This is a genomic window from Pseudomonas sp. 9AZ, from assembly GCF_902506525.1.
GTDB classification, from domain to species: Bacteria; Pseudomonadota; Gammaproteobacteria; order Pseudomonadales; family Pseudomonadaceae; genus Aquipseudomonas; species Aquipseudomonas peli.
On sequence record NZ_LR733840.1, the window covers coordinates 3,578,924 to 3,604,176 of the forward strand.

The 25,253-nt window shown below is 57.9% G+C and carries 25 protein-coding genes and 1 tRNA gene; 4 read left to right on the forward strand and 22 right to left on the reverse strand.

What is annotated here, in order from left to right; genetic code table 11:
* Positions 1–11 precede the first annotated feature (11 nt).
* The 3 genes from ALTER154_RS16720 to ALTER154_RS16730 are packed head-to-tail and all read left to right on the forward strand — an operon-like array spanning position 12 to position 946.
* The gene (locus ALTER154_RS16720) at positions 12–308 is read left to right on the forward strand and encodes a DUF2845 domain-containing protein (protein ID WP_160088682.1); all 297 of its coding nucleotides are present in this window, start codon (positions 12–14) and stop codon (positions 306–308) included.
* Between the two features lie 3 nt (positions 309–311).
* The gene (locus ALTER154_RS16725; RefSeq protein WP_160088684.1) at positions 312–611 is read left to right on the forward strand and encodes a DUF2845 domain-containing protein; all 300 of its coding nucleotides are present in this window, start codon (positions 312–314) and stop codon (positions 609–611) included.
* Positions 612–655: 44 nt separating this feature from the next.
* Positions 656–946: a DUF2845 domain-containing protein gene (locus ALTER154_RS16730; RefSeq protein WP_160015927.1), complete on the forward strand. Its 291-nt coding sequence runs from the start codon at positions 656–658 to the stop codon at positions 944–946.
* Positions 947–1,011: 65 nt separating this feature from the next.
* Here ALTER154_RS16730 and ALTER154_RS16735 read toward each other — a convergent pair whose 3' ends face one another.
* The 16 genes from ALTER154_RS16735 to rlmE form a co-directional block, all read right to left on the reverse strand.
* Complete coding sequence (locus ALTER154_RS16735) at positions 1,012–1,209, reverse strand: CsbD family protein (protein WP_090256042.1); 198 nt, start codon at positions 1,207–1,209, stop codon at positions 1,012–1,014.
* Positions 1,210–1,272: 63 nt separating this feature from the next.
* On the reverse strand, positions 1,273–1,641 hold the full coding sequence (locus tag ALTER154_RS16740) for a BON domain-containing protein (protein WP_090255986.1): 369 nt from the start codon (positions 1,639–1,641) through the stop codon (positions 1,273–1,275).
* Positions 1,642–1,937: 296 nt separating this feature from the next.
* Entirely contained in the window at positions 1,938–4,043 is a 2,106-nt protein-coding gene (pnp, locus tag ALTER154_RS16745) for a polyribonucleotide nucleotidyltransferase (protein ID WP_160088686.1), read from the reverse strand.
* A gap of 207 nt (positions 4,044–4,250) precedes the next feature.
* Positions 4,251–4,520: a 30S ribosomal protein S15 gene (rpsO, locus tag ALTER154_RS16750; RefSeq protein WP_090255984.1), complete on the reverse strand. Its 270-nt coding sequence runs from the start codon at positions 4,518–4,520 to the stop codon at positions 4,251–4,253.
* A 155-nt stretch (positions 4,521–4,675) separates the two neighbouring features.
* Positions 4,676–5,593 carry a tRNA pseudouridine(55) synthase TruB gene (gene truB, locus ALTER154_RS16755; protein ID WP_090255983.1) on the reverse strand — a complete coding sequence of 306 codons (918 nt, stop codon included), beginning with the start codon at positions 5,591–5,593 and terminating at the stop codon, positions 4,676–4,678.
* Between the two features lie 4 nt (positions 5,594–5,597).
* Complete coding sequence (gene rbfA / locus ALTER154_RS16760; RefSeq protein ID WP_090255982.1) at positions 5,598–6,002, reverse strand: 30S ribosome-binding factor RbfA; 405 nt, start codon at positions 6,000–6,002, stop codon at positions 5,598–5,600.
* A 107-nt stretch (positions 6,003–6,109) separates the two neighbouring features.
* Positions 6,110–8,599, reverse strand: a complete 2,490-nt coding sequence (gene infB / locus ALTER154_RS16765; protein ID WP_160088688.1) for a translation initiation factor IF-2 — start codon at positions 8,597–8,599, stop codon at positions 6,110–6,112.
* Positions 8,600–8,626: 27 nt separating this feature from the next.
* Positions 8,627–10,108, reverse strand: a complete 1,482-nt coding sequence (gene nusA / locus ALTER154_RS16770) for a transcription termination factor NusA (protein ID WP_090255980.1) — start codon at positions 10,106–10,108, stop codon at positions 8,627–8,629.
* Positions 10,109–10,175: 67 nt separating this feature from the next.
* Positions 10,176–10,637: a ribosome maturation factor RimP gene (gene rimP, locus ALTER154_RS16775; protein ID WP_090255979.1), complete on the reverse strand. Its 462-nt coding sequence runs from the start codon at positions 10,635–10,637 to the stop codon at positions 10,176–10,178.
* 301 nt (positions 10,638–10,938) lie between these two features.
* Positions 10,939–11,024, reverse strand: a tRNA-Leu gene (locus ALTER154_RS16780).
* Between the two features lie 25 nt (positions 11,025–11,049).
* The gene (gene secG / locus ALTER154_RS16785; RefSeq protein WP_178126368.1) at positions 11,050–11,475 is read right to left on the reverse strand and encodes a preprotein translocase subunit SecG; all 426 of its coding nucleotides are present in this window, start codon (positions 11,473–11,475) and stop codon (positions 11,050–11,052) included.
* Positions 11,438–12,193, reverse strand: a complete 756-nt coding sequence (gene tpiA, locus ALTER154_RS16790) for a triose-phosphate isomerase (RefSeq protein ID WP_160088692.1) — start codon at positions 12,191–12,193, stop codon at positions 11,438–11,440. The genes secG and tpiA overlap by 38 nt, the downstream gene beginning before the upstream one ends.
* Before the next feature lie 65 nt (positions 12,194–12,258).
* Positions 12,259–13,596: a phosphoglucosamine mutase gene (gene glmM / locus ALTER154_RS16795; RefSeq protein WP_090255976.1), complete on the reverse strand. Its 1,338-nt coding sequence runs from the start codon at positions 13,594–13,596 to the stop codon at positions 12,259–12,261.
* 18 nt (positions 13,597–13,614) lie between these two features.
* Complete coding sequence (folP, locus tag ALTER154_RS16800; RefSeq protein ID WP_160088694.1) at positions 13,615–14,466, reverse strand: dihydropteroate synthase; 852 nt, start codon at positions 14,464–14,466, stop codon at positions 13,615–13,617.
* Between the two features lie 8 nt (positions 14,467–14,474).
* The gene (ftsH, locus tag ALTER154_RS16805; protein ID WP_090255974.1) at positions 14,475–16,391 is read right to left on the reverse strand and encodes an ATP-dependent zinc metalloprotease FtsH; all 1,917 of its coding nucleotides are present in this window, start codon (positions 16,389–16,391) and stop codon (positions 14,475–14,477) included.
* A gap of 180 nt (positions 16,392–16,571) precedes the next feature.
* Positions 16,572–17,195 carry a 23S rRNA (uridine(2552)-2'-O)-methyltransferase RlmE gene (gene rlmE / locus ALTER154_RS16810; protein ID WP_090255973.1) on the reverse strand — a complete coding sequence of 208 codons (624 nt, stop codon included), beginning with the start codon at positions 17,193–17,195 and terminating at the stop codon, positions 16,572–16,574.
* 102 nt (positions 17,196–17,297) lie between these two features.
* On the opposite strand from rlmE, the gene yhbY reads away from it, so the two are divergent.
* Positions 17,298–17,609, forward strand: coding sequence for a ribosome assembly RNA-binding protein YhbY (gene yhbY, locus ALTER154_RS16815; RefSeq protein WP_090255972.1), 312 nt, complete (start codon positions 17,298–17,300; stop codon positions 17,607–17,609).
* Between the two features lie 59 nt (positions 17,610–17,668).
* Here yhbY and ALTER154_RS16820 read toward each other — a convergent pair whose 3' ends face one another.
* The 6 genes from ALTER154_RS16820 to dnaJ form a co-directional block, all read right to left on the reverse strand.
* Positions 17,669–18,121: a DUF4149 domain-containing protein gene (locus ALTER154_RS16820; protein ID WP_160088696.1), complete on the reverse strand. Its 453-nt coding sequence runs from the start codon at positions 18,119–18,121 to the stop codon at positions 17,669–17,671.
* Positions 18,093–18,569: a transcription elongation factor GreA gene (gene greA, locus ALTER154_RS16825; RefSeq protein WP_160088698.1), complete on the reverse strand. Its 477-nt coding sequence runs from the start codon at positions 18,567–18,569 to the stop codon at positions 18,093–18,095. Before greA ends, ALTER154_RS16820 begins: the two co-directional genes overlap by 29 nt.
* Complete coding sequence (carB, locus tag ALTER154_RS16830; protein ID WP_160088700.1) at positions 18,566–21,787, reverse strand: carbamoyl-phosphate synthase large subunit; 3,222 nt, start codon at positions 21,785–21,787, stop codon at positions 18,566–18,568. Before carB ends, greA begins: the two co-directional genes overlap by 4 nt.
* A 36-nt stretch (positions 21,788–21,823) precedes the next feature.
* Positions 21,824–22,972: a glutamine-hydrolyzing carbamoyl-phosphate synthase small subunit gene (gene carA, locus ALTER154_RS16835; RefSeq protein WP_160088702.1), complete on the reverse strand. Its 1,149-nt coding sequence runs from the start codon at positions 22,970–22,972 to the stop codon at positions 21,824–21,826.
* 209 nt (positions 22,973–23,181) lie between these two features.
* Positions 23,182–23,985, reverse strand: coding sequence for a 4-hydroxy-tetrahydrodipicolinate reductase (dapB, locus tag ALTER154_RS16840; RefSeq protein WP_160088704.1), 804 nt, complete (start codon positions 23,983–23,985; stop codon positions 23,182–23,184).
* 71 nt (positions 23,986–24,056) lie between these two features.
* The gene (gene dnaJ / locus ALTER154_RS16845) at positions 24,057–25,184 is read right to left on the reverse strand and encodes a molecular chaperone DnaJ (protein ID WP_160088706.1); all 1,128 of its coding nucleotides are present in this window, start codon (positions 25,182–25,184) and stop codon (positions 24,057–24,059) included.
* Positions 25,185–25,253: the final 69 nt, after the last annotated feature.

A 25,253-nucleotide genomic window follows, 5' to 3' on the forward strand; every position in this document is an offset into this window, starting at 1 on the left:
GTCTTCGTCATATGCGTGCATTGGCTACAACGCTGCTCCTTGCCCTGATGGGCGCATCGTCTCTGGCTCAGGCTGAGACCATGCGCTGCGGCAGCCAACTGGTCAGCCTGGATGACCGACGCTTCGAGGTGCTGCAGAAATGCGGCGAACCAGCCTTTCGCGATCTGGTCGGCTACTCCCTCGGCCCAAACGAGCGGCGCGAATACCAGATCGAGGAATGGGTCTACGGCCCTGATAACGGCATGCTCAGTATTCTTACCTTCGAAGGCACGCGCCTGCGCGCCATCGAACGCCGTCGTAGCCGCTAATAGATGAAAGCTTTTATCAGCGCCCTGCTATTACTTGTGCCCTTCTGTGCACAGGCTTCATCGACTCTGCGTTGCGACAGCGGGCTGGTCAGCCTTGATGACACCACCAGCGAAGTCAGCAGCAAATGCGGCGAACCTCTGAGTCGTGACTTTCTCGGCTACCGCGAAGTGCTGGATGAATACGGTTTCTACAATGAAGTCGCGGTCGAAGAATGGTCATACGGACCGCGCAACGGCATGTACCAATTTCTGCGCTTTCAAGGCAATCGACTGATCAAGATCGATAGTAAACGCGGCAACTAGCAACACCTAACACTCACCCAAACCAACGATAAGGACATTGCACCATGCAACGGATAGCACTCAGCCTGACCCTGCTCGCGCTGGCAACCAGTGCCCAGGCCAGCACCCTGCGCTGCGAGAAAGGCATCGCCAGCACCGGCGACCGCACCACAGAGGTCGCCAGCAAATGTGGCGAACCGATTGCCCGCGACATGCTGGGCTACACCCTGGATGCCCACGGCAATAACGAGTTCCTCGTCGAGGAGTGGGTCTATGGTCCGCGTAACGGCATGAACTACTATCTGCGATTCGAAGGTGGCCGCCTGAAGAGCGTGGAAAGTAAACGCGGCAGCTAAGCCTTTCCATAAGAGCCACAAAAAAGCCCCGCTGGGTTATGCCTGCGGGGCTTTTTTACGCCTGATTACAGCTTGCTGCTGAAATCACGCAGCTCGTCCTGAGCCTTTTCCTTGGTCCAACCGTAACGCTCTTGCAGCTTGCCGGCCAGGTACTCGCTATGGCCTTCAGCAACATTCAGGTCATCATCGGTCAGGTTGCCCCAACGCTCCTTGATGCGACCATTGATTTGCTTCCACTTGCCTTTGATTACGTCAGCATTCATCTGCTTGTCCTCGTCGTTGAGTGGCTGCCAGGCCCATCGCAGCGCCTGGCACGCTTCCATGGATTACTGAGCGGTTTTCAGCGCTTCGGCGGATACAGCGCTCACACCTTTGATCTCGCCTGCCTTGGCAATGGCCAGGTCACGTTCGGCGGAGCTGGCAACAACACCGGAAAGCGTAACAACGCCCTTATTGGTTTCGACCTTGATGTCGATACCGCTCAAGCTGCTGTCGGCCAGGAAGGTCGACTTCACCTTACTGGTGATCCAAGTGTCGGAAACCGCATCTTCTGCTTTATCCATCGTCTCACTGGCGGCCAGTAGGGTTGGCTGCACGGTCGGTGTGTCCGCAGCCATAACCGGCCCAGCGAGCAACAAACCCAGCGCGGTAGCGGTCATAGCGGTTACTGCGAAATGCTTGATTGGCTTTTTCATAAATAATGCCTCCTGCGTGTACTGAACAATCTGCAAGCCACTACGAGCTGCAGTCTCCCCAGTACTATCGCAAGCGCTATGCCAACCCTCTTAAAATAAAATAATCTATAAATATCAATAACTTAAAATCAAATTAGATCAGCCTGCCTCGTGCAATCTGCATGTTAGGGCCAAACGAGCAAGGCATATTGCACGACAGCTGCGGCCTCTATAGGCGACGAGGCTAAACGCTTTATCTACAGGCAAAAAAAGAGGGCCCCGAAGGGCCCTCTTTTCTGCTGTTAGCGACGCGGCGATTAAACGCCCGAAGCCTTGGCAGCAGCTACATCCTTGATCGACAGCTTGATACGGCCGCGGTTGTCCACGTCCAGTACCAGTACTTCAACTTCCTGACCTTCTTTCAGAATGTCAGTCACTTTCTCAACGCGAGCGTCGCTCAGCATGGAGATGTGCACCAGGCCGTCTTTGCCCGGCAGGATGTTGACGAATGCGCCGAAGTCGACGATGCGCTCAACCTTGCCGACGTAGATCTTACCGATCTCGGCTTCCGCGGTGATGCCCAGTACGCGCTGACGCGCAGCCTCGGCCGCTTCCTTGGTTTCGCCGAAGATCTTGATCGAACCGTCGTCTTCGATATCGATCGACGCCTTGGTTTCTTCGCAGATCGCGCGGATGGTTGCACCACCTTTGCCGATCACGTCGCGAATCTTGTCCTGGTCGATCTTCATCGCGATCATGGTTGGGGCGTTAGCCGACAACTCGGTGCGCGAGGTTGCGATGATCTTGTTCATCTGACCGAGAATGTTCAGGCGTGCTTCCAGGGCCTGATTCAGGGCGATTTCCATGATCTCTTCGGTGATGCCCTGGATCTTGATGTCCATCTGCAGCGCGGTGACGCCATTGGCGGTACCGGCTACTTTGAAGTCCATGTCGCCCAGATGATCTTCGTCGCCGAGGATGTCGGTCAGAACGGCGAATTTCTCGCCTTCTTTAACCAGACCCATGGCGATACCAGCAACCGGCGCCTTCATCGGCACACCGGCGTCCATCAGAGCCAGGGATGCACCGCAAACCGAAGCCATGGAGCTGGAACCGTTGGACTCGGTGATTTCCGAAACCACACGAATGGTGTACGGGAACACGTCAGCAGCAGGCAACATGGCCTGAACCGAACGACGCGCCAAACGGCCGTGACCGATTTCGCGGCGGCCAGTAGCGCCCATGCGACCACACTCGCCCACCGAGTAAGGCGGGAAGTTGTAGTGCAGCATGAAGGGGTCTTTCTTCTCGCCTTCCAGGGTGTCGAGCAGCTGTGCGTCGCGCGCGGTACCGAGGGTGGCAACCACCAGAGCCTGAGTCTCACCACGGGTGAACAGCGCCGAACCGTGGGTCTTGTCCAGAACACCTACTTCGATGTTCAGGCCGCGTACAGTGCGGGTGTCACGGCCATCGATACGCGGCTTGCCGTTAACGATGTTCTCACGAACGGTGCGGTATTCGATTTCGCCGAAAGCGTCTTTGACTTCAGCAGCAGAAGGCTGGCCTTCTTCACCGGAGAACTTGGCAACGATTTCATTGCGCAGCTCGCCCAGACGGGCATAACGCTCGTGCTTGATGGTGATGGTGTAAGCCTGGGAGATCGCCTCGCCGAACTCGCTACGGATAGCGTTCAGCAGTGCAGTGTTCTCAGCTTTTGGCTGCCAGTCCCACGTCGGCTTGGCGGCTTCAGCAGCCAGCTCGGCAACAGCATTGATGACCACCTGGAATTCGTCATGGGCGAACAGTACAGCGCCCAGCATCTGGTCTTCGGTCAGCTCTTTGGCTTCCGATTCAACCATCAGTACGGCGTCTTTAGTGCCGGCTACGACCATGTCCAGGCTGGAGGCCTTGAGTTGCTCGTAAGTCGGGTTCAGCAGGTAGCCGGTTTCCGGGTGGAAGGCTACGCGCGCAGCACCGATCGGACCGTTGAACGGGATGCCGGAGATGGCCAGCGCAGCCGAGGTACCGATCATCGCAGCGATGTCCGGATCGGTCTTCTTGCTGGTGGAGATCACGGTGCAGATAACCTGCACTTCGTTCTGGAAACCTTCTGGGAACAGTGGACGGATCGGACGGTCGATCAGGCGCGAAGTCAGGGTTTCCTTCTCGGAAGGACGGGCTTCACGCTTGAAGAAACCGCCGGGGATCTTGCCGGCTGCATAGGTTTTTTCTTGGTAGTGCACGGACAGCGGGAAAAAGCCTTTGCTTGGGTCAGCAGTCTTGGCGCCGGTTACGGCGACCAGTACGGCGACGTCGTCGTCAACGGTGACCAGCACTGCGCCGGAGGCTTGACGGGCGATACGGCCTGTCTCGAGGGTAACGGTCGATTGACCGAACTGAAACTTCTTGATTACCGGGTTCACGGTGTTTTCCTTCTCTTTGTTGCCCTTAGGGAAAGCGTTTCTTGCAGCCGTTGTTCAGCATGTGAACAGACGGGTCTTACAGAATGAGTGGGCGGTTACGGGAATCGGACCCGCTATCGTCCAAAACAGCTAAAGCAGAAAAGCAAAAGCTGGAAGCAGGGTAAACCCCACTTCCAGCTTCGGCAGTCAGCTACGCGTAAGCATTGCTTAGCGACGCAGACCCAGGCGACCGATCAGGGCGCTGTAACGACTGGTGTCCTTACCCTTCAGGTAGTCCAGCAGCTTACGACGCTGGTTAACCATACGGATCAGACCACGACGGCTGTGGTGATCTTTACCGTTGGCCTTGAAGTGGCCTTGCAGCTTGTTGATGTTGGCGGACAGCAGTGCAACTTGCACTTCCGGGCTACCGGTGTCGCCAGCAGCTTGCTGGTAGTCAGTTACGATCTGGGCTTTTTCTTCAACGCTGAGTGCCATGGGGCAATCCTCTCAGTTAAGAAACGGCTGCAAAGCAACCATTTCAATAGGCCGGGAATCGCTTCCCGTGTTTTTAAGTGAGGTATGACCGTGCCTATTAACAGCCACCCTCGATACACGCACACCAGAGCCGAAACCCCATGTATGCGCTACGGTCATGCTGACCGAATCAAACGACGCGGCGCAATGCGCCCGTCTTCGCTCACTTCACCGATACCGATAAAGCGACCGTTGTGATCTTGCACCCGAACCATGCCGAACTTCGGCGCTTCCGGGGCGCGTACCGGCTGCCCTTGCAGCCAGTAGAACGAACTGTGCTCGGAGAACTGCAGCAGCGGCCAGTGTTGCAGACCGCTGTCGACCGGTTGCAGGAACTGGTCAACGGCCTCATTGCCACCTTCGCCATGCACCCGTTCCAGCTCTTCGAGCGTTACGGTGCGGCTCAGGTCGAACGGGCCGGCTTTGGTTCTGCGCAGCTCTGCAACGTGTGCACCGCAACCCAGCAGGTGGCCAATGTCTTCGACCAGCGTGCGGATATACGTGCCTTTGCTGCAATCGACCGCCAGGCGCGCTTGCTCCGCTTCGCAGTCCAGTAATTCCAGGCGCGCAATAGTAACAGAACGCGGCTCACGCTCCACTACTTCACCGGCACGGGCCAACTTATAAAGGGGCTGCCCGTCACGCTTGAGCGCCGAGTACATCGGCGGTATCTGGCTGATTTCACCACGAAAGCCGGGTAGCGCCGCTTCAATATCGGCGCGACCAACGGTCACTGGGCGACGTTCCAGCACCTCACCTTCGGCATCAGCCGTGGTGGTGGTGACGCCCAGCTGCATCAGGGTTTCGTAGCCTTTGTCGGCATCCAACAGGTACTGGGAGAACTTGGTCGCCTCGCCGAAGCACAACGGCAGTACGCCAGTGGCCAGGGGATCGAGGCTACCGGTGTGCCCAGCCTTTTCGGCATTCAGCAACCAGCGCACCTTCTGCAAGGCGGCGTTGGAGCTAAAGCCTTTGGGCTTATCCAGCAGGATGATGCCATCGACGGCACGACGAATACGTTTGACCTGGGCCACGCGCTTACTCCTTGGCCTCGGGTTCATCTTCGTGCTGGCGGTCTTCACTGACTGCGCGCTCGATCAATGCCGACAACTGCGCACCGCGAATCACGCTTTCGTCGTAATGGAAACGCAGGTTCGGCACGCTGCGCAGCTTCATTGCCTTGCCCAGCTGCATGCGAAGGAAGCCGCTGGCATCGTTGAGCACCTTGATGCTCTGCACGACGGGATCGACACCCTCTTCAGGCTCACCCCCCATGATGGTGACAAACACCTTGGCGTGGCTGGAGTCGCGGCTAACTTCCACCGCAGTGATGGTCACCAGGCCGCCAAGACGCGGGTCTTTGACTTCCAGGCGGATCAACTGCGCCAATTCGCGCTGTATCTGGTCGCCGATGCGCTGAGCCCGGCTAAATTCTTTGGCCATTTCTTACTACCTTCACTCGTCGCGCTGCGTGAAAGCAGCGGACCTAAAAGCGGCAAACGCCCGGCCGCGCAAATGCGGGGCCGGGCGCTGCGTGTTGCGACTCGTGCTTAAAGGCTACGAGCCACTTGGACTTTCTCGAACACTTCGATCTTGTCGCCGACCTTAACGTCGTTGTAGCTCTTCACGCCGATACCGCACTCCATGCCATTACGCACTTCGGAGGCATCGTCTTTAAAGCGACGCAGGGATTCCAGTTCGCCTTCGAAGATCACTACATCGTCGCGCAGTACGCGGATCGGACGGTTACGGTAAACCGTACCTTCAACCACCATACAACCGGCAATCGCACCGAACTTAGGCGAACGGAACACGTCACGCACTTCAGCGATACCCAGGATGTTCTCGCGAACATCACTGCCGAGCATGCCGGTCAGCGCTTTCTTCACGTCTTCGATGATGTCGTAGATCACGTTGTAGTAACGCATATCCAGACCTTCCTGCTCGACGATCTTGCGCGCGCCGGCATCAGCACGCACGTTGAAACCGAACAGTACAGCGTTGGAGGCCAGCGCCAGGTTGGCATCGGATTCAGTGATACCACCGACACCGCCACCGACCACACGCACCTGGACTTCATCGTTGCCCAGGCCGCTGAGCGAGCCTTGCAGCGCTTCCAACGAACCACGGACGTCAGATTTGAGGACGATGTTAAGCGTCTTCTTCTCTTCCTGGCCCATGTTCTCGAAGATGTTTTCCAGCTTGCCGGCGTGAGCACGGGCCAGTTTCACTTCGCGGAACTTGCCTTGACGGAACAGGGCGACTTCGCGTGCCTTCTTCTCGTCAGCCAGCACGCTCATGTCGTCGCCAGCATCCGGGGTGCCGTCCAAACCGAGAATCTCGACTGGAATCGACGGGCCCGCTTCTTTGATCGGCTTGCCGTTCTCGTCGAGCATGGCGCGGATACGGCCGTAGTTGGAACCGATCAGCACCATGTCGCCTTGGCGCAGAGTACCGTCCTGAACCAATACGGTCGCAACCGGACCGCGGCCCTTATCCAGACGCGATTCAACCACAACACCACGACCTGGGGCCGAAGGAGTGGCTTTCAGCTCGAGGATCTCGGCTTGCAGCAGTACGGCTTCGAGCAGTTCGTCGACACCGGTACCGACTTTCGCCGACACAGGAACGAACGGCGTATCACCGCCCCACTCTTCCGAGGTCACACCGTGCACCGACAGCTCGCTACGAATGCGATCAAGGTCAGCGCCCGGCTTGTCGATCTTGTTCACTGCAACCACCAGCGGAACGCCAGCTGCCTGAGCATGCTGAACGGCTTCAATGGTTTGCGGCATCACGCCGTCGTCCGCAGCCACCACGAGGATGACGATGTCGGTCGCCTTGGCACCACGGGCACGCATTGCGGTAAACGCGGCGTGGCCCGGGGTGTCGAGGAAGGTGACCATGCCGCGCTCGGTTTCTACGTGGTAGGCACCGATGTGCTGGGTGATACCGCCAGCTTCGCCAGCCGCCACCTTGGCGCGACGAATGTAGTCGAGCAGCGAGGTTTTACCGTGGTCAACGTGACCCATTACGGTCACAACCGGCGCACGAGCAAAGGTCTCGCCTTCAAACTTCAGCGACTCAGCCAGGGAGTCTTCCAGGGCGGTGTCGCTGACCAGGGTAACTTTGTGACCCAGCTCTTCAGCAACCAACTGGGCAGTTTCCTGATCCAGCACCTGGTTGATGGTCGCAGGGGTACCCAGCTTGAACATGAACTTGATGATTTCAGCGGCTTTGACCGACATCTGCTGAGCCAGATCGCCCACCGTGATGGTCTCGCCAATCTTCACTTCACGCACGATCGGGCCTGTCGGGCTCTGGAAGCCGTGAGCATTACGCTTCTTCAGTTTGGCCTTGCCACGACCGCCACGACGGAAGCTGTCGCTTTCTTCGTCGATGGTGCGCGGCGCAACACGTGGTGCCGGGGCCTTTTCCTTGACGGTCGGGCGATGCTGAGTGGTCTTGCGCTCGCCACCACGACGGTCGGCGTCATCATTGCGTGCCTTATCGGGACGACGAGGCTCGTCTTTCTTACGCTCGTCAGCCACAGGGGCAGCCACTACCGGTAGCTCAACTGCTACAACCGGAGCGGCTTCAACCACGGCCTCACCCGCTACAGGTGCAGGACGCTGTGCTTCTTCTGCGGCGCGGCGCTTAGCTTCTTCGTCAGTTTTTGCTTTGGCAGCTTCAGCGACAGCACGCTGTTCAGCCAGCTCACGCTGCTTTTCAGCCTCGATCTCTTCAGCGCTGCGCTTAACGAAGGTCTTCTTCTTGCGCACTTCAACACTGATGGTCTTACTGCCAGCAACCCGCAGGGTGCTGGTAGTTTTGCGCTGCAAAGTAATTTTGCGCGGCTCTTCTGTTTTGCTGTCGCCGTGACTGCTCTTGAGATGGGCCAACAGGGCCTGCTTCTCACTGTCAGTGACTGCTTGATCAGCACTTTTGTGTGGCAAACCTGCCTCACTCATCTGCTGCAGCAGGCGTTCAACCGGTGTATTGACCACTTGGGCCAGTTCTTTAACCGTGACTTGCGTCATGCATTTCTCTCCTCAGGCCGCAACTGCTTACTCGAACCAATGGGCTCGGGCGGCCATGATCAACTTGCCGGCTCGCTCAGCGTCGATACCGTCGATGTCGAGCAGGTCATCAATAGACTGCTCGGCCAGGTCTTCGCGGTTAACAACGCCGCGCACTGCCAGTTCATGCGCAAGCGCCTTATCCATCCCCTCAAGCGAGAGCAAGTCTTCGGCTGGGTGGGCATCTGCCAGCTTTTCCTCGTTGGCGATGGCTTTGGTCAGCAGGCGATCTTTGGCGCGAGCACGAAGCTCATTGACGATATCCTCGTCAAAACCATCGATGCTGAGCATCTCCTCCATCGGCACATAGGCAATTTCTTCAAGGCTGGTGAAGCCCTCTTCGACCAACACCTGGGCCAGTTCTTCGTCGACTTCCAGCTCATCGATAAAGCGCTGCAGGATGTCGCCTGTTTCTGCTTGCTGCTTGGCCTGGATGTCCGCCTCGGTCATCACGTTCAGGGTCCAGCCAGTCAACTGACTGGCCAAACGCACGTTTTGACCGCCACGGCCAATGGCCTGAGCAAGGTTGTCTGCACCAACGGCGATGTCCATGGCATGGGCATCTTCGTCGACGATGATGGCTGCAACCTCGGCCGGCGACATGGCGTTGATCACGAACTGCGCGGGATTGTCATCCCACAGCACGATGTCTACACGCTCGCCAGCCAACTCGCCGGAAACCGCCTGCACGCGCGAACCGCGCATGCCGATACAGGCACCCTGCGGGTCGATACGCTTGTCTTTGGAACGCACAGCCAACTTGGCGCGCGAACCCGGATCACGGGACGCGCCCATGACTTCGATCAGCTCTTCGGCAATTTCCGGCACTTCAATGCGGAACAGCTCGATGAGCATTTCCGGGGCGGTACGCGAGAGGATCAACTGCGGACCGCGGTTCTCGGTGCGAATTTCCTTGAGCAGAGCACGCAGGCGAACACCAACACGGAAAGTTTCGCGGGAGATGATGTCTTCGCGAGCCAACATGGCTTCAGCGTTGTTACCCAGATCAACGATCACGCTGTCACGGGTGACTTTCTTCACGGTGCCGGAGATGATTTCACCCAGGCGCTCGCGGTAAGCCTCGACCACCTGAGCGCGCTCAGCTTCGCGGACTTTCTGCACAATCACTTGCTTGGCGGTTTGCGCGGCAATACGACCGAACTCGATGGACTCGATCTTCTCTTCCAGCACGTCACCAACTTTGGCGTTGGCTTCGACTGCACGCGGCATGTCAGTGGTGACCTGGTGTGCAGGATCATCAAAGTCACTTTCTTCAACCACTGTCCAGCAGCGGAATGTTTCGTAGTTGCCAGTCTGACGATTGATCGCCACACGCAACTCCACTTCGTCTTCAAAGCGCTTTTTGGTAGCAGTGGCTAAAGCCAGCTCCAGCGCCTCAAAAATTACGCTCGCCGGTACACCCTTTTCGTTGGATACCGACTCAACAACCAGCAGTACTTCTTTGCTCATCGTACGCCTCGCCTTTCGCAATCCATTGGATCCGCGCTATCCGCGCCACTTGCGCGGGATCCGCGTCTCAATCAAACCTGGGGATAATGTTGGCCTTGTCGATCATGTCGATCGGCAACAGGAATTCATGGTCATCCACCTGCACTACCACGTCCTGCTCTTCCACACCGCGTAGAAGGCCCTGAAAATTGCGTCGACCTTCAAAAGGCGAGCGCAGCTTGATCTTTACTTGCTCACCGGCATGGCTGGCGAACTGTTCAAGGGTGAACAGCGGCCGATCCATACCTGGCGAGGACACCTCAAGGGTGTACTCAGCGCTGATCGGGTCCTCGACATCGAGCACACCACTGATCTGCCGACTGACAATTTCACAGTCCTCGATCAACACGCCGTCAGGCTGTTTATCAATATAAATTCGCAGCAGAGAATGCCGCCCTTGTGACAGGAACTCGACACCCCAACATTGGTAGCCAAGGGCCTCGACTACCGGGGCCACCAAGGCCTGCAACTGTTCTAGCTTGCTCGACACCTGAACCCCTCGCGCATGCTGTAGAAATAAAAAATGGGCGAATCGCCCATCATCGAACCGCCCTCTAAAGGCCGGTAAAGCTGTCATCCAGCTAGCAAAAAGCCCCTTGAAAGGGGCTCCTCTGCAACTCAATGCGGGGACTGGTTTAACCCAGCCAGCTTCGGACTTAACATCCGAGGAGCGACTTTGCTGCTCATTCCCACATCAAAGCTGGGGCCGGATTATACGACCTAACCCCACACAGGGTCAATCGACACTCCAGCAACAAAAAGGCCCGCATCAAGCGGGCCTTCCTGAAAAATGGTACCGAGAAGGGGACTCGAACCCCTACAGCCTATGGCCACTACCACCTCAAGGTAGCGTGTCTACCAATTCCACCACCTCGGCAAAATCGTTTACTGCATACAACCTATTACTGCTGCTCTGGAGCCTGAGGTACGTCCGCCGCTTCAACTGGCGGCTTAGCTGCATCAAGAACAGGTACATCTTCAACAGCCGGCTTAGCCTGCTGCACTTCCAGGACCGCTGGATCAGGCAAACCAACCTGAGCCATACCATCAGCTTTGTCTTTAGCAAAGAACGCTAAACCCAAGCTAGTCATGAAAAAACCGGCGGCAAGTATAGCAGTAACTCGACTCAGAAAGGTAGTACTTCCTTGGCTACCGAATACGGTAGAAGAAGCACCCGCACCGAACGAGGCACCTGCATCTGCGCCTTTACCCTGCTGCAACAAAACCAGCGCAACAACACCGATGGCACCCAGCAGATGAAGAACAACGATAACTGTTTCCAGCATTTCTTTAGCTTCCTGCGGCGCGACAAATCGCACCGAACTCATCCGCATTCAGAGAGGCTCCACCTACAAGCCCCCCATCGATATCCGGCATACCGAACAACTCGGCAGCACTGGCGGCCTTGACGCTGCCACCATAAAGAATTCTTACCTTGCCAGCCAACTCAGGACTTTTCGCCGCCAACTGCGCACGAATCGCCGCATGCACTTCCTGCGCTTGCGCAGGCGATGCAGTCAAACCAGTGCCAATAGCCCAAACCGGCTCATAAGCGATGACCGCAGCGGAAAACACTTCCACACCCAAAGCATCAGTCACGGCAGACAACTGCGCCGCAACCACTTCAAGTGTCTGCCCAGCCTCACGCTGAGCAAGGGTCTCACCGACACACAGCACTGGGAGCAAACCCGAAGACTGCGCCGCAGCAAATTTGCGCGTCACAACTTCATCACTCTCACCCAGCAGCAACCTACGCTCGGAGTGACCGACCAGCACAAGCGAACAGCGCGCGTCATGCAACTGACTTGCCGCCACTTCACCAGTCAAAGCACCTTGCTGCGCTTCGGTTGCGCAATCTTGCGCGCCTACCGCAACAGCCTTGCCTGCCAAACCATCAACCACCTGGCCAAGATGCAAACAAGACGGAAAGACCGCTACATCTACACCAGCTGGCAACGCCTGCTGATTGAGACCGCTGATCAGCTCTACGACGCTGGCGCGGGTACCGTGCATTTTCCAGTTACCAGCAACCATTGGGCGACGCATGCTTTACCTCGTCGGTCAAAGAGGGCGCAGATGTTACCCAACAGCTACCAGACTGGCAAGCCGAATCAAGCACATACATCAGCAACAACTTTAGCCAATTCATCGGCATAGCCGCGCACCTGGCCTTCGTCATCACCTTCAACCATAACTCGCACCAACGGCTCGGTGCCGGATTTACGCAGCAACACCCGCCCACGACCGGCCATCTGCTCGGTTACCCGCGCACTAGCCTGCTGCACAGCCGGATGCTCCAACGGATCAACACCACCGGCAAAGCGTACGTTCACCAGCACCTGCGGGCACTTCTGCATACCCAGACGCGCCTCGCCCAAGGTTTGCTCACGGCGCTTAAGAGCCATCAACACCTGCAGCGCAGCGATAATTGCATCACCGGTAGTGGTGTGCTGGAAACACACCAGATGCCCAGAGTTCTCACCACCCAACTGCCAATTGCGCGACAGCAACTCGGCAATCACGTAACGGTCGCCAACCTTGGCCCGCACAAACGGTATGCCCAGATCAGCCAGAGCCAGCTCCAACCCAAGGTTACTCATCAGCGTACCGACGACCCCGCCCTGCAGCTTGCCGCGTTCCAGCAGATCGCGAGCGATGATAAACAGCAGCTCATCCCCATCAACTACAGCGCCGGAGTGATCGACCATCAACACCCGATCCGCATCGCCATCAAAGGCGATACCCAGATCAGCCTGCTGTGCCAGCACTTCGGCCTGCAAGGCCTCGACGTGGGTCGAGCCGCAGTTATCATTGATATTCAAGCCATTAGGCTGGGCTGAAAGCACAGTGACCTGCGCCCCCAACTCACGGAATACGCTAGGTGCAACCTTATACGCCGCGCCATGGGCGCAATCGACGACGATCTTCAGCCCAGCGAAGTCGGTACTACTCGGCACACTGCTCTTACAGAATTCGATATAGCGCCCGGCGGCATCGTTGATTCGCGAGACCTTGCCCAACTGCTCGGACTCGACCACCGTCATCGGCTGATCAAGCAACTCTTCGATCATCAGCTCAATTTCGTCCGGCAGCTTGGTGCCCTGCCCGGAGAAGAACTTGATGCCGTTGTCATGATGGGGATTGTGCGAGGCACTGATAACGATGCCAGCCTCGGCATGGAAGGTACGGGTCAGGTAGGCGATTGCCGGCGTCGGCATTGGGCCGAGCAGCATCACATCCGCGCCGGCCGCAGACAAACCAGCCTCCAAGGCAGACTCGAACATATAACCGGAGATGCGCGTGTCCTTGCCGATCAGAATGCGGCACTTGCCCTGCTTGCGAAAAGCCATCCCGGCTGCCCAGCCGAGCTTGAGCATGAATTCCGGGGTTATAGGGAAGTCACCCACACGCCCACGAATGCCGTCAGTACCAAAATATTTTCTACCCATCCCACAATTCCTTCTAACTTATTCGGCCGCTTCAACCGCGGCGATCATCCTTACCACATCAACTGTTTGCGACACATCGTGCACTCGCAGGATGTGTGCGCCCTTGCTCAGCGCCAACGCAGCCAAGGCCAGACTGCCATATAGGCGCTCGCCCACTTCATGCCCTAGCACCTTGCCGATCATACTCTTGCGCGACACCCCGACCAGCAGCGGCCGCCCTAGCGTATGCAGCGCGTGCAGATGCTTGAACAGCGAAAGATTGTGCTCCAGGGTTTTCGCAAAGCCAAAACCCGGATCAAGGATGACTCGCTCAGCACCAATCCCAGCCGCCGAACAGGCAGCCAGCCGCTCAAGCAGAAACTCGCGCACTTCTGCGACGACGTCTGGGTATTGAGGATTATGCTGCATGGTGGTGGGCTCACCGCGCATATGCATCAGGCATACCGGCAGACCACTGTCAGCCGCAGCGCCCAGCGCACCATCACGCTGCAGCGAACGCACGTCATTGATCAACCCAGCACCCAGCCGCGCAGTTTCGCGAATGACTGCTGGCGTTGAAGTGTCCACCGAAATAATCACATCCAGCTCTGCGGCAATGGCCTCGACTATGGGCGCAACCCGCTCCAGCTCTTCAACCGGAAAAACCGCACGAGCGCCAGGGCGCGTCGACTCACCACCCACATCAATCAGTGTTGCCCCCGCCTTAAGCATCGCCTCGGCATGACGCAAAGCAGCATCACGCTGGCCGTAGCGCCCACCATCGGAGAAGGAGTCAGGGGTGACGTTGAGGATGCCCATCACTTGCGGACGGCTTAAATCAAGAAACCGGCTGCCACAGGGCAGCCGGTCGAAGGTTGGCGCAACAGACATGGAAAACCTTAGAGCTCGGCGGCTGGGCCACCAATTGGCTTCTCTGTGGACTCAGCGACTTCAACTGGCGCAGTCGGCGTGCCGTTGTTGTCGTCACCGCCCTGCCAGCCTTTCGGCTCACGCGGCGCGAGACCATTCATAATGTCTTCGATCTGCTCGGCATCAATGGTTTCGTACTTCATCAACGCTTCGGCCATTGCATCGAGCTTGTCGCGGTTTTCCTGCAACAGGCGCTTGGCGGTGCCGTAGCACTCATCAATGATGCTGCGTACTTCCTGATCGATCAATTTGGCGGTGTCGGCAGAGACGTTGCTCTGATTACTGCCCATGCTACGACCAAGGAAAACCTCACCCTCTTCTTCCGCATACATCAGCGGGCCGAGCTTTTCCGACAAGCCCCATTTGGTGACCATGTTCTTGGCCAGCTGGGTGGCACGCATGATGTCGTTGGACGCACCAGTGGTGACGCCATCAAAGCCCAGGGTCATTTCTTCGGCGATACGACCGCCGAACAACGAGCAGATCTGACTGGTCAGCGCGCGCTTGCTCAGGCTGTAACGGTCTTCCTCGGGCAGGAACATGGTCACACCCAGAGCGCGGCCGCGCGGAATGATCGACACCTTGTAGACCGGATCATGCTCAGGCACCAACCGCCCGACAATCGCGTGACCAGCTTCGTGGAATGCGGTGTTGAGCTTTTCCTTGTCCGACATGACCATGGTTTTGCGCTCGGCGCCCATCATGATCTTGTCTTTGGCCAGCTCGAACTCTTTCATCTCGACCACACGCTTACCGGCACGGGCAGCGAACAGCGATGCCTCGTTGACCAGGTTGGCCAGGTCGGCACCGGAGAAGCCCGGCGTACCACGCGCAATCACTGCTGGAGCAACGTCTTCGCCCATTGGCACTTTGCGCATATGCACTTTAAGAATCTGCTCGCGGCCACGGATGTCCGGCAGACCCACCACAACCTGACGGTCGAAACGGCCCGGGCGCAGCAATGCAGGGTCGAGCACGTCAGGGCGGTTGGTGGCGGCGATCACAATGATGCCGTCATTCATTTCAAAGCCGTCCATCTCGACCAGCAACTGGTTGAGGGTCTGCTCACGCTCGTCGTGGCCACCGCCCATACCGGCACCACGGTGGCGACCTACGGCGTCGATTTCGTCGATGAAGATGATGCAGGGCGCGTGCTTCTTGGCTTGCTCGAACATGTCACGCACACGGGATGCACCGACACCAACAAACATTTCCACGAAGTCCGAACCTGAAATGGTGAAGAACGGCACTTTGGCTTCGCCAGCAACCGCCTTGGCCAGCAGTGTCTTACCGGTACCTGGCGAGCCCACCATCAGCACGCCGCGCGGAATACGCCCACCGAGACGCTGGAATTTGCCTGGATCACGCAGGAATTCAACCAGCTCGCTGACTTCTTCCTTGGCCTCGTCGCAACCGGCGACATCAGCGAAGGTGGTTTTGACCTGATCTTCCGAGAGCAGGCGCGCCTTGCTCTTACCGAAACTCATCGGCCCGCCTTTACCGCCCGCACCACCTTGCATCTGGCGCATAAAGAACATGAACACAGCGATGATCACCAGAATCGGGAAGCTGGCGACCAGCAGCTGAGTCCAGATGCTCTGCTGCTCAGGCTGCTTGCCGACGATCTCGACGTTGTTGTCCATCAGATCCTTGATCAGGCCATTGTCCTGAATCGCCGGACGCACGGTCTCGAACGAGGAGCCATCGGTACGGGTACCGCTGATGATGAAGCCATCAACTGTCACTCGCTTAACGCCGCCATCCTGAACCTGCTGGATAAACTGCGAATAATTGAGTTTGTTCGACTCAGTTGGGCTGGAAAAATTGTTCATCACCGTCACCAAGACGGCGGCGATGATCAGCCACAGGACCAGATTCTTTGCCATGTCGTTCAATTAGCTACCCTCTGAAGCAGGCCCCGTGTCGAAGCGCGCTTCGCATGACGACCAGTTATGTACCGATCTAACTTACTACACAACGCCCACCCCTGGCAGGCGCCGTCTGTAACCCTTTATTTGTTGTGAGACCACAACAGCTCAGCACAATTCGCCGAACACCTTGCTGCCTCAGAGACCGCGAAAGCCTCGCGCCAGCAGATATTGCTCGCGAGAGCGGTCACGTGAGGACAGCGGCTTACGCATCTGCACCTTGTCGAACAGCTGACGCACCTGTTTGTGATAAAGATCAAAACCTTCACCCTGGAAGATCTTGATCAGGAAATCACCACCCGGGCGTAACACCCGAGTCGACAAATCCAGCGCCAGCTCGCACAAGTACATCGCCCGCGGCTGATCCGACTCCCTTACTCCACTCATATTGGGGGCCATATCGGAAATCACAAGGTCTACCGGATGATCACCGATGGCTTCGAGAATCTGCGCGAACACCGCATCATCGGTAAAGTCGCCCTTGATAAAGGTGACATCCGGGATGCTGTCCATCTCCAAGATATCTGACGCGATCAAACGCCCCTTGTCACCGATCACCCGACTGGTGACTTGCGACCAGCCGCCCGGGGCTGCGCCCAGATCGACTACAGTGATGCCAGGCCGCAGGATGCGATCCTTCTCCTGAATCTCCAGCAACTTGTAGCTGGCGCGCGAGCGATAGCCATCCTTCTGCGCCATTTTGACGTAGGGGTCGTTGAAATGCTCTTTCAGCCAACCTTGACTGGTCTTGGAACGGGCCACGCAATACCTCGAATGTGCAACGCATGAATATCTGGGCGGCCCCGAAGGCGCTCGGGTAAACTAACCGCCGTTTTTTACCAGATTAAATGCAGGAATCAGATTATGCCGCTCACTCAAGAGCAGAAGAAACAATTCAAATCTATCGGTCACCATTTGAAGCCTGTATTGATCGTGGCTGACAACGGTCTGACCGAAGGTGTGCTGACTGAACTGGAACGCGCACTGAGCGATCATGAACTGATTAAAGTGCAATTACGCATCACTGAGCGCGAAGATCGCCTTACGGCCATCAATGAACTGTGCAAAGCCGGCAAAGCCGAGCTGGTGCAGGTGATTGGCAAAATGGCGCTGATCTACCGCAAGAACCCGAAAGTGAACAAAAACCTGTCCAACGTTCACCGTCATCACGGCTGATCTATCAGCCGTTGCAAGGCGCGCTCAGCGCCTTTGCAATCCACCTATCCTGCCCAATCTTACTGCTTAGAGCTTGTGCCTGAGCTTTGCGGCAGCGGCTGCAATACCAGCAACAGGCCGCAAAAGGCCATGACCAAATAACTGAACATCAACCACAGTTCAGCCTCTGGCAGCAGTTGGCGCACAGCAAAGTAACTGCCCGCCATCGCCACTACAACCAATAGCAATTGCCCGCGGGGATCACGCCACAGGCTTGCCAAGCGCTCGGCACGAATCAGTACCAGCACCTGGAGTCCGGCGCAAACCGCCGCCAGACCAACCAGCAATGGCCGCAAGGTATTGCCGATTTCTTCTACCAGCAATGAGGCCAGGCCGATCTTGGCAATTGCAGGCAGCAGCAAAAAATGTAGCAACCAGAGGCCACCAACCCAGAGCGTCTGAGCCAGCAGCCAGCTGATTGCGCCAGCGTCACGCACCAGCGGCTTAGAGATGGCGAACCTCGACAATCTCATACTCCAGCGCACCGCTCGGCGTCTGTACCACGACCACATCCCCCTCACTCTTGCCGATCAAGGCGCGGGCGATAGGTGAGCCTACAGAAATCTTGCGCTGCTTGATGTCAGCTTCGTCCTCACCCACGATCTGGTAAGTGACGCTTTCATCGGTTTCGCAATTGGCGATTTCCACGGTGGTGCCGAAAATCACCTTACCCGTGTGCTCAATCGTGGTGACGTCGATGATCACCGCATTCTGCAGGCGGCCCTCGATATCACGGATACGCGCCTCGACCATACCCTGCTGCTCGCGAGCGGCATGGTATTCAGCGTTCTCTTTGAGGTCACCGAGCTCGCGCGCAGTGCCGATATCCTGGCTCAGTTTGGGACGCACCACCTTGGTCAGGTGAGCGTGCTCCTCTTCCAGGGCGCGCGCGCCCTGGACGGTCATTGGGTATTTGATCATGCGTTGATTCCTGCATGCAGATCCTGCAGACGGCGCACAGTCTTCTCGGGACCGAACTTCAGCGCCTCACAGATTGCCTGCCCCGCCGCAATGGTGGTGGTGCAGTAGATCTTGTGCTGCAGAGCGTTACGACGAATGGAGTAGGAGTCAGCAATCGACTGACGACCTTCGGTGGTGTTGATAATCAGAGTGACTTCATCATTCTTGATCATGTCGACCACGTGCGGGCGACCCTCGGTTACCTTGTTGACGCGACGCACGGGCAAACCCGCTGCTTCGATCAGCTTGGCGGTACCGGCAGTGGCCACCACTTCAAAGCCCAGTTCAATCAGGTCACGCGCCACGCCAGCCACCAGCGGCTTATCATCGTCACGCACGCTGATAAAGGCCACGCCAGCGTTTGGCAGAATCTCACTGGCCCCCGACTGAGCCTTGGCGAAGGCTTCACCGAAGGTATCGCCCACGCCCATCACTTCACCGGTGGACTTCATTTCTGGGCCGAGGATCGGGTCGACGCCTGGGAACTTGGCGAACGGGAACACCGCTTCCTTGACGCTGAAGTACGGCGGAATGATCTCGGCGGTGTAGCCGGCTTCAGCCAGAGTCTTGCCGGCCATCACGCGCGCAGCCACCTTGGCCAGCGAAACGCCGACGCACTTGGAGACAAACGGTACGGTACGCGAGGCGCGCGGGTTCACTTCAATGACGAAGATGTCCTCACCCTGCACGGCCATCTGCACGTTCATCAGGCCAACCACGTCGAGTTCCAAGGCCATTTTCTTGACCTGCTCGCGGATCTCGTCCTGGATGTGCATCGGCAGTGAGTACGGCGGCAGCGAACAGGCGGAGTCGCCCGAGTGCACACCAGCCTGCTCAATGTGCTGCATGATCGCGCCGATCACCACCGTTTCGCCGTCGCACACCGCATCCACGTCCACTTCGATGGCGCAGTTGAGGAAGTGATCGAGCAGCACCGGGCTGTCGTTGGAGACTTTTACCGCTTCGCGCATATAACGCTTGAGCTCGTCTTCCTGATAGACGATTTCCATCGCACGGCCGCCCAGAACATAGGACGGACGCACCACCAGCGGATAACCGATGGTCTTAGAGTGGGCCAGGGCTTCATCTTCGCTGCGCGCAGTGGCGTTAGCCGGCTGACGCAGACCAAGGCGCTGAACCATCTGCTGGAAGCGCTCGCGGTCTTCGGCGCGGTCGATGGCATCAGGCGAGGTACCGATAATCGGTACGCCGGCTTCTTCAAGGGCGCGACAGATTTTCAGCGGAGTTTGGCCGCCGTACTGCACGATCACACCTTTCGGCTGCTCGACGCGGACGATTTCCAGCACGTCTTCCAGGGTTACCGGCTCGAAGTACAGACGGTCGGAAGTGTCGTAGTCGGTTGAGACGGTCTCCGGGTTGCAGTTGACCATGATGGTCTCGTAACCGTCTTCGCGCAGCGCTAGTGCCGCGTGTACGCAGCAGTAGTCGAACTCGATACCCTGACCAATACGGTTCGGCCCACCACCGAGGATCATGATCTTGTCGCGGCTCGACGGATTGGCTTCGCACTCTTCCTCGTAGGTCGAATACATGTAAGCGGTGTCGGTGGCGAACTCGGCGGCGCAAGTGTCGACGCGCTTGTACACCGGCAGCACTTTCAACTTGTGGCGCTGGCTACGCAGGGTTTTCTCGGTCACGCCCAGCAGCTTGGCCAAGCGAATATCGGAGAAGCCTTTACGCTTGAGCTTGTACATCGAGTCACGATCAATGCTCGACAACGCCAGGGTCTTGATGCGCTCTTCGTCCTTGATCAGATCTTCAATCTGCACCAGGAACCATTCATCGATATTGGTCAGCTCAAAGACTTCGGCCACGGTCTTGCCGGCACGGAAGGCATCGCCGATGTACCAGATACGGTCAGCGCTTGGCACGGTCAGTTCGCGACGCAGGGTGCTTTCAGCTTCAGGATCGGCCAGATCGAGCATCGGGTCGAGGCCCGAAACGCCCACTTCCAGACCGCGCAAGGCTTTCTGCAGGGATTCCTGGAAGGTACGGCCGATGGCCATGACTTCACCGACCGACTTCATCTGCGTAGTCAGGCGGGCATCAGCTTTCGGGAACTTCTCGAAGGCAAATCGCGGAATCTTGGTCACAACGTAGTCGATGGCCGGCTCGAACGAGGCTGGAGTGCGGCCACCGGTGATGTCGTTGCTCAGCTCATCAAGGGTGTAACCCACGGCCAGCTTGGCGGCGATCTTGGCGATCGGGAAGCCGGTGGCCTTGGAGGCCAGCGCCGAGGAACGCGACACGCGCGGGTTCATCTCAATCACCACCATACGGCCAGTATTCGGGCAGATGCCGAACTGCACGTTGGAGCCGCCAGTTTCCACGCCGATCTCACGCAGTACCGCGAGCGATGCGTTACGCAGGATCTGGTATTCCTTGTCGGTCAGGGTTTGCGCCGGAGCCACGGTGATCGAGTCGCCGGTGTGTACGCCCATCGGGTCGAAGTTTTCGATGGCGCAAACGATGATGCAGTTGTCCTTTTTATCGCGGACCACTTCCATCTCGTACTCTTTCCAGCCGATCAGCGATTCGTCGATCAGCAGTTCGCTGGTTGGCGACAGGTCGATACCGCGGGCGCAGATTTCTTCGAACTCTTCACGGTTGTAAGCAATACCGCCGCCCGTGCCGCCCATGGTGAAGGACGGACGGATGATGCACGGGAAGCCCACCTTCTCCAGCACGCCGTAAGCTTCTTCCATGTTGTGCGCGATGCCGGAAACCGGGCAGGCCAGGCCGATGTCTTTCATCGCCTTGTCGAAGCGCGAGCGGTCTTCGGCCTTGTCGATGGTGTCGGCGTTGGCACCGATCATCTCGACGCCGAATTTTTCCAGAACGCCGTGCTTCTCCAGGTCTAGCGCGCAGTTCAGCGCGGTCTGGCCACCCATGGTTGGCAGCAGCGCGTCTGGGCGCTCCTTCTCGATGATCTTGGCCACGGTGGACCACTTGATCGGCTCGATATAGGTGGCGTCCGCCATGGCCGGGTCGGTCATGATGGTGGCCGGGTTGGAGTTCACCAGAATGACGCGGTAACCCTCTTCTTTCAGCGCTTTACACGCCTGGGCACCGGAATAGTCGAACTCGCAGGCCTGGCCGATAACGATCGGGCCAGCGCCGAGGATCAGGATGCTTTTAATGTCTGTACGTTTTGGCATAGCGGTTACTCGAATCCTTGGGTCAGTCGGCGAGGTTTAGCGGCGCTTGGCCATGGTTTCGATAAAGCGATCGAACAGCGGAGCCACATCGGCTGGACCGGGGCTCGCTTCAGGGTGCCCCTGGAAGCTAAAGGCATCCTTATCAGTACGCTCAATACCCTGCAGAGAACCGTCAAACAGCGACTTGTGGATAGCGCGCAGATTGCTCGGCAGGGTGGCCTCATCCACAGCAAAACCGTGGTTCTGGCTGGTGATCATCACCACACCGGTGTCGAGGTCTTGCACAGGGTGGTTAGCGCCATGGTGACCGTGACCCATCTTCAGGGTTTTGGCGCCTGAGGCCAGAGCCAGCAGCTGATGACCGAGGCAGATACCGAACACCGGAATATCGGTTTCCAGTACATCCTTGATTGCCTGGATCGCGTAGTCACAAGGCTCGGGATCGCCAGGGCCGTTAGACAAGAACACGCCATCAGGATTCAGCGCCAGCACGTCAGCGGCCGGTGTTTGCGCCGGCACTACCGTCAGGCGGCAGCCACGCTCAACCAGCATGCGCAGGATGTTCCACTTAACCCCGTAGTCGTAAGCCACCACGTGGTATTTCAGCTCACTGGCTGGAATTTCGGGGTGACTGTCGTCTTTCAGGTTCCACACGCTTGAGCGCCACTCATAGCGCTCAGTGCAGCTCACCACTTTGGCCAGGTCCATGCCTTTCAGGCCGGGGAAGCTACGCGCCAATTCCAGGGCTTTTTCTTCAGTGGCGTCATCGCCAACCAAAATGCAGCCGTTCTGCGAACCTTTCTCACGCAGGATGCGGGTCAGGCGACGGGTGTCGATGCCAGCGATGGCGACGGTGCCGTTTTCCTTGAGGTATTCATCCAGCGGCTGCTTGTTGCGCCAGTTACTGGAGGTCAGCGGCAGGTCACGGATAATCAGGCCAGCTGCCCATACGCGATTGGACTCGGCGTCTTCCGGCGTGGTGCCGGTGTTGCCGATGTGCGGATAGGTCAGGGTGACAATCTGCTGGGCATAGGAAGGATCGGTAAGGATTTCCTGATAGCCGGTCATGGCGGTGTTAAAAACCACCTCTCCAATAGTTTGGCCATCGGCACCGATGGCCTCGCCGCGAAAAATACTGCCATCAGCAAGAGCCAAAATGGCAGGTTTAAGGGCTGGCTTACTCAAGAAAACCTCCGAAAATCAAAACGTGAAGCAAACGCAGATTGTAAAAAAGCGGGATGACGTATCAACCGTCACCCCGCTTTTTTATCTGATTCATTCTGCGCAACTTTAGTGGACACACTAAAGCAGAAAGCTTACAGGAAACTGCCTTTTGGGTCCACCGCCAGTTGCGACTCAGACCCAGGTAAAACACATTCCTGCGACAGAATGCCTCAGTTAAGCCCCAGAACGTCCTGCATGTCATACAGACCAGACTGACGTTTTTGCAGCCACAACGCCGCACGCACTGCGCCTTTGGCGAAGGTCATGCGACTGGACGCCTTGTGGGTGATTTCCACGCGCTCGCCATCAGCGGCAAACAACACGGTGTGATCACCGACCACATCACCGGCGCGCACCGTGGCAAAACCGATGGTTTCGCGCTCGCGCGCCCCAGTCTGACCTTCGCGCCCATACACGGCGACCTTCTGCAGATCACGCCCCAGGGCATTGGCCACTACCTCCCCCATACGCAAGGCGGTGCCGGACGGCGCATCGACCTTGTGGCGGTGATGGGCTTCGATGATTTCGATATCCACGTCATCACCCAGAACCCGCGCCGCAGTGTCGAGCAACTTAAGACACAGATTGACGCCGACACTGAAGTTGGCGGCAAACACGATGGAAATCTGCTTGCCGGCCTCAGCCAGCTGCTGCTTTTCTTCAGGAGAAAAACCGGTGGTGCCGATCACCATGGATTTACCGGCCTTACGGCAGATTTCCAGGTTCTTCAGGGTGACCGATGGATGAGTGAAGTCGATCAGCACATCGAACTGATCAAGCACCGCATTCAGATCGCCGGACAAATTGACGCCAATCTTGCCCTGCGCCACCAGCTCACCGACATCCGCGCCAACCAGGCTGCTGCCTGCACGATCAATCGCCGCACTCAGGCTTGCGCCATCGACCATCTGTACGGCCTCGATCAGGGTCTTGCCCATGCGCCCGGCGGCGCCCATCACAGCAATACGTTGCATAGCTATCAGCTCCAAGCTGTCGCCACAGACTGCAGCAGCCGCTCAGCGACCGCGCAGCCTGTCAGCGGGATTTACAGGTCGCCAAAGAAGCGCTTAACGCCTTCGAACCAGCCATTGGCCTTCGGCGAATGCGAGCTGTCGCCTTCCAGGGTTTTGCGGAACTCATCAAGCAGTTCGCGCTGACGTTTGTCCAGGTTGACCGGGGTTTCCACCGCCACCTTGCACATCAAGTCGCCGGCACCACCGCCACGCACGGGCGCGACGCCCTTGCCACGCAAGCGGAACATCTTGCCGGTCTGCGTGCCTTCCGGGATCTTCAGCTTGACTCGACCATCCAGGGTCGGCACTTCCAGCTCGCCACCCAGGGCCGCATCGGCAAAGCTGATCGGCACTTCGCAGTACAGGTGCTTGCCGTCGCGCTGGAAGATCGCGTGCTCGCGCACATTCACCACCACATACAGATCGCCCGCTGGGCCGCCCATGGCACCCGCCTCGCCTTCGCCAGACAGACGAATGCGGTCGCCGGTATCGACGCCAGCCGGCACTTTAACCGACAAGGTCTTGTGCTCTTCGACCCGGCCGTGACCGTGGCAGGAGCCGCAAGGATCGGTGATCATCTTGCCGCTGCCGTGACAACGCGGACAGGTCTGCTGCACCGAGAAGAAGCCTTGCTGCATACGCACCTGGCCGATACCACCACAGGTGGTACAGGTCACCGGCGTGGTGCCCTTCTTCGCGCCCGAGCCATCGCAAGGTTTGCAATTGACCAGCGTCGGCACGCGAATGGTCACCGCAGTGCCGCGCACCGCTTCTTCCAGATCCAGCTCCAGGGTGTAGCGCAGGTCACTGCCGCGCTGTGCGCCGCCACGTTGACCGCCACGACCACCGCCACCGAAGAAATCGCTGAATACATCACCGAAGATATCGGAGAAGTTCGCCCCGCCTGGGCCGCCACCGCCGCCACCCATTTGCGGGTCGACACCGGCGTGGCCGTACTGATCGTAAGCCGAACGTTTGGCCGCATCGGAAAGCACTTCGTAAGCCTCGTTGGCTTCCTTGAACTTCTCTTCGGCGGCTTTATCGTCCGGGTTACGGTCGGGGTGATACTTCATGGCCAGACGGCGGTAGGCTTTTTTCAGCTCCGCTTCGCTGGCGCCGCGCTCGACACCGAGCACCTCATAAAAATCGCGTTTAGCCATAAGTCTTCAACACCTTTAAATCGTCTACTCCAGACACGCCAACGCGGGAGCAAGCTCCCGCGCGGCGGA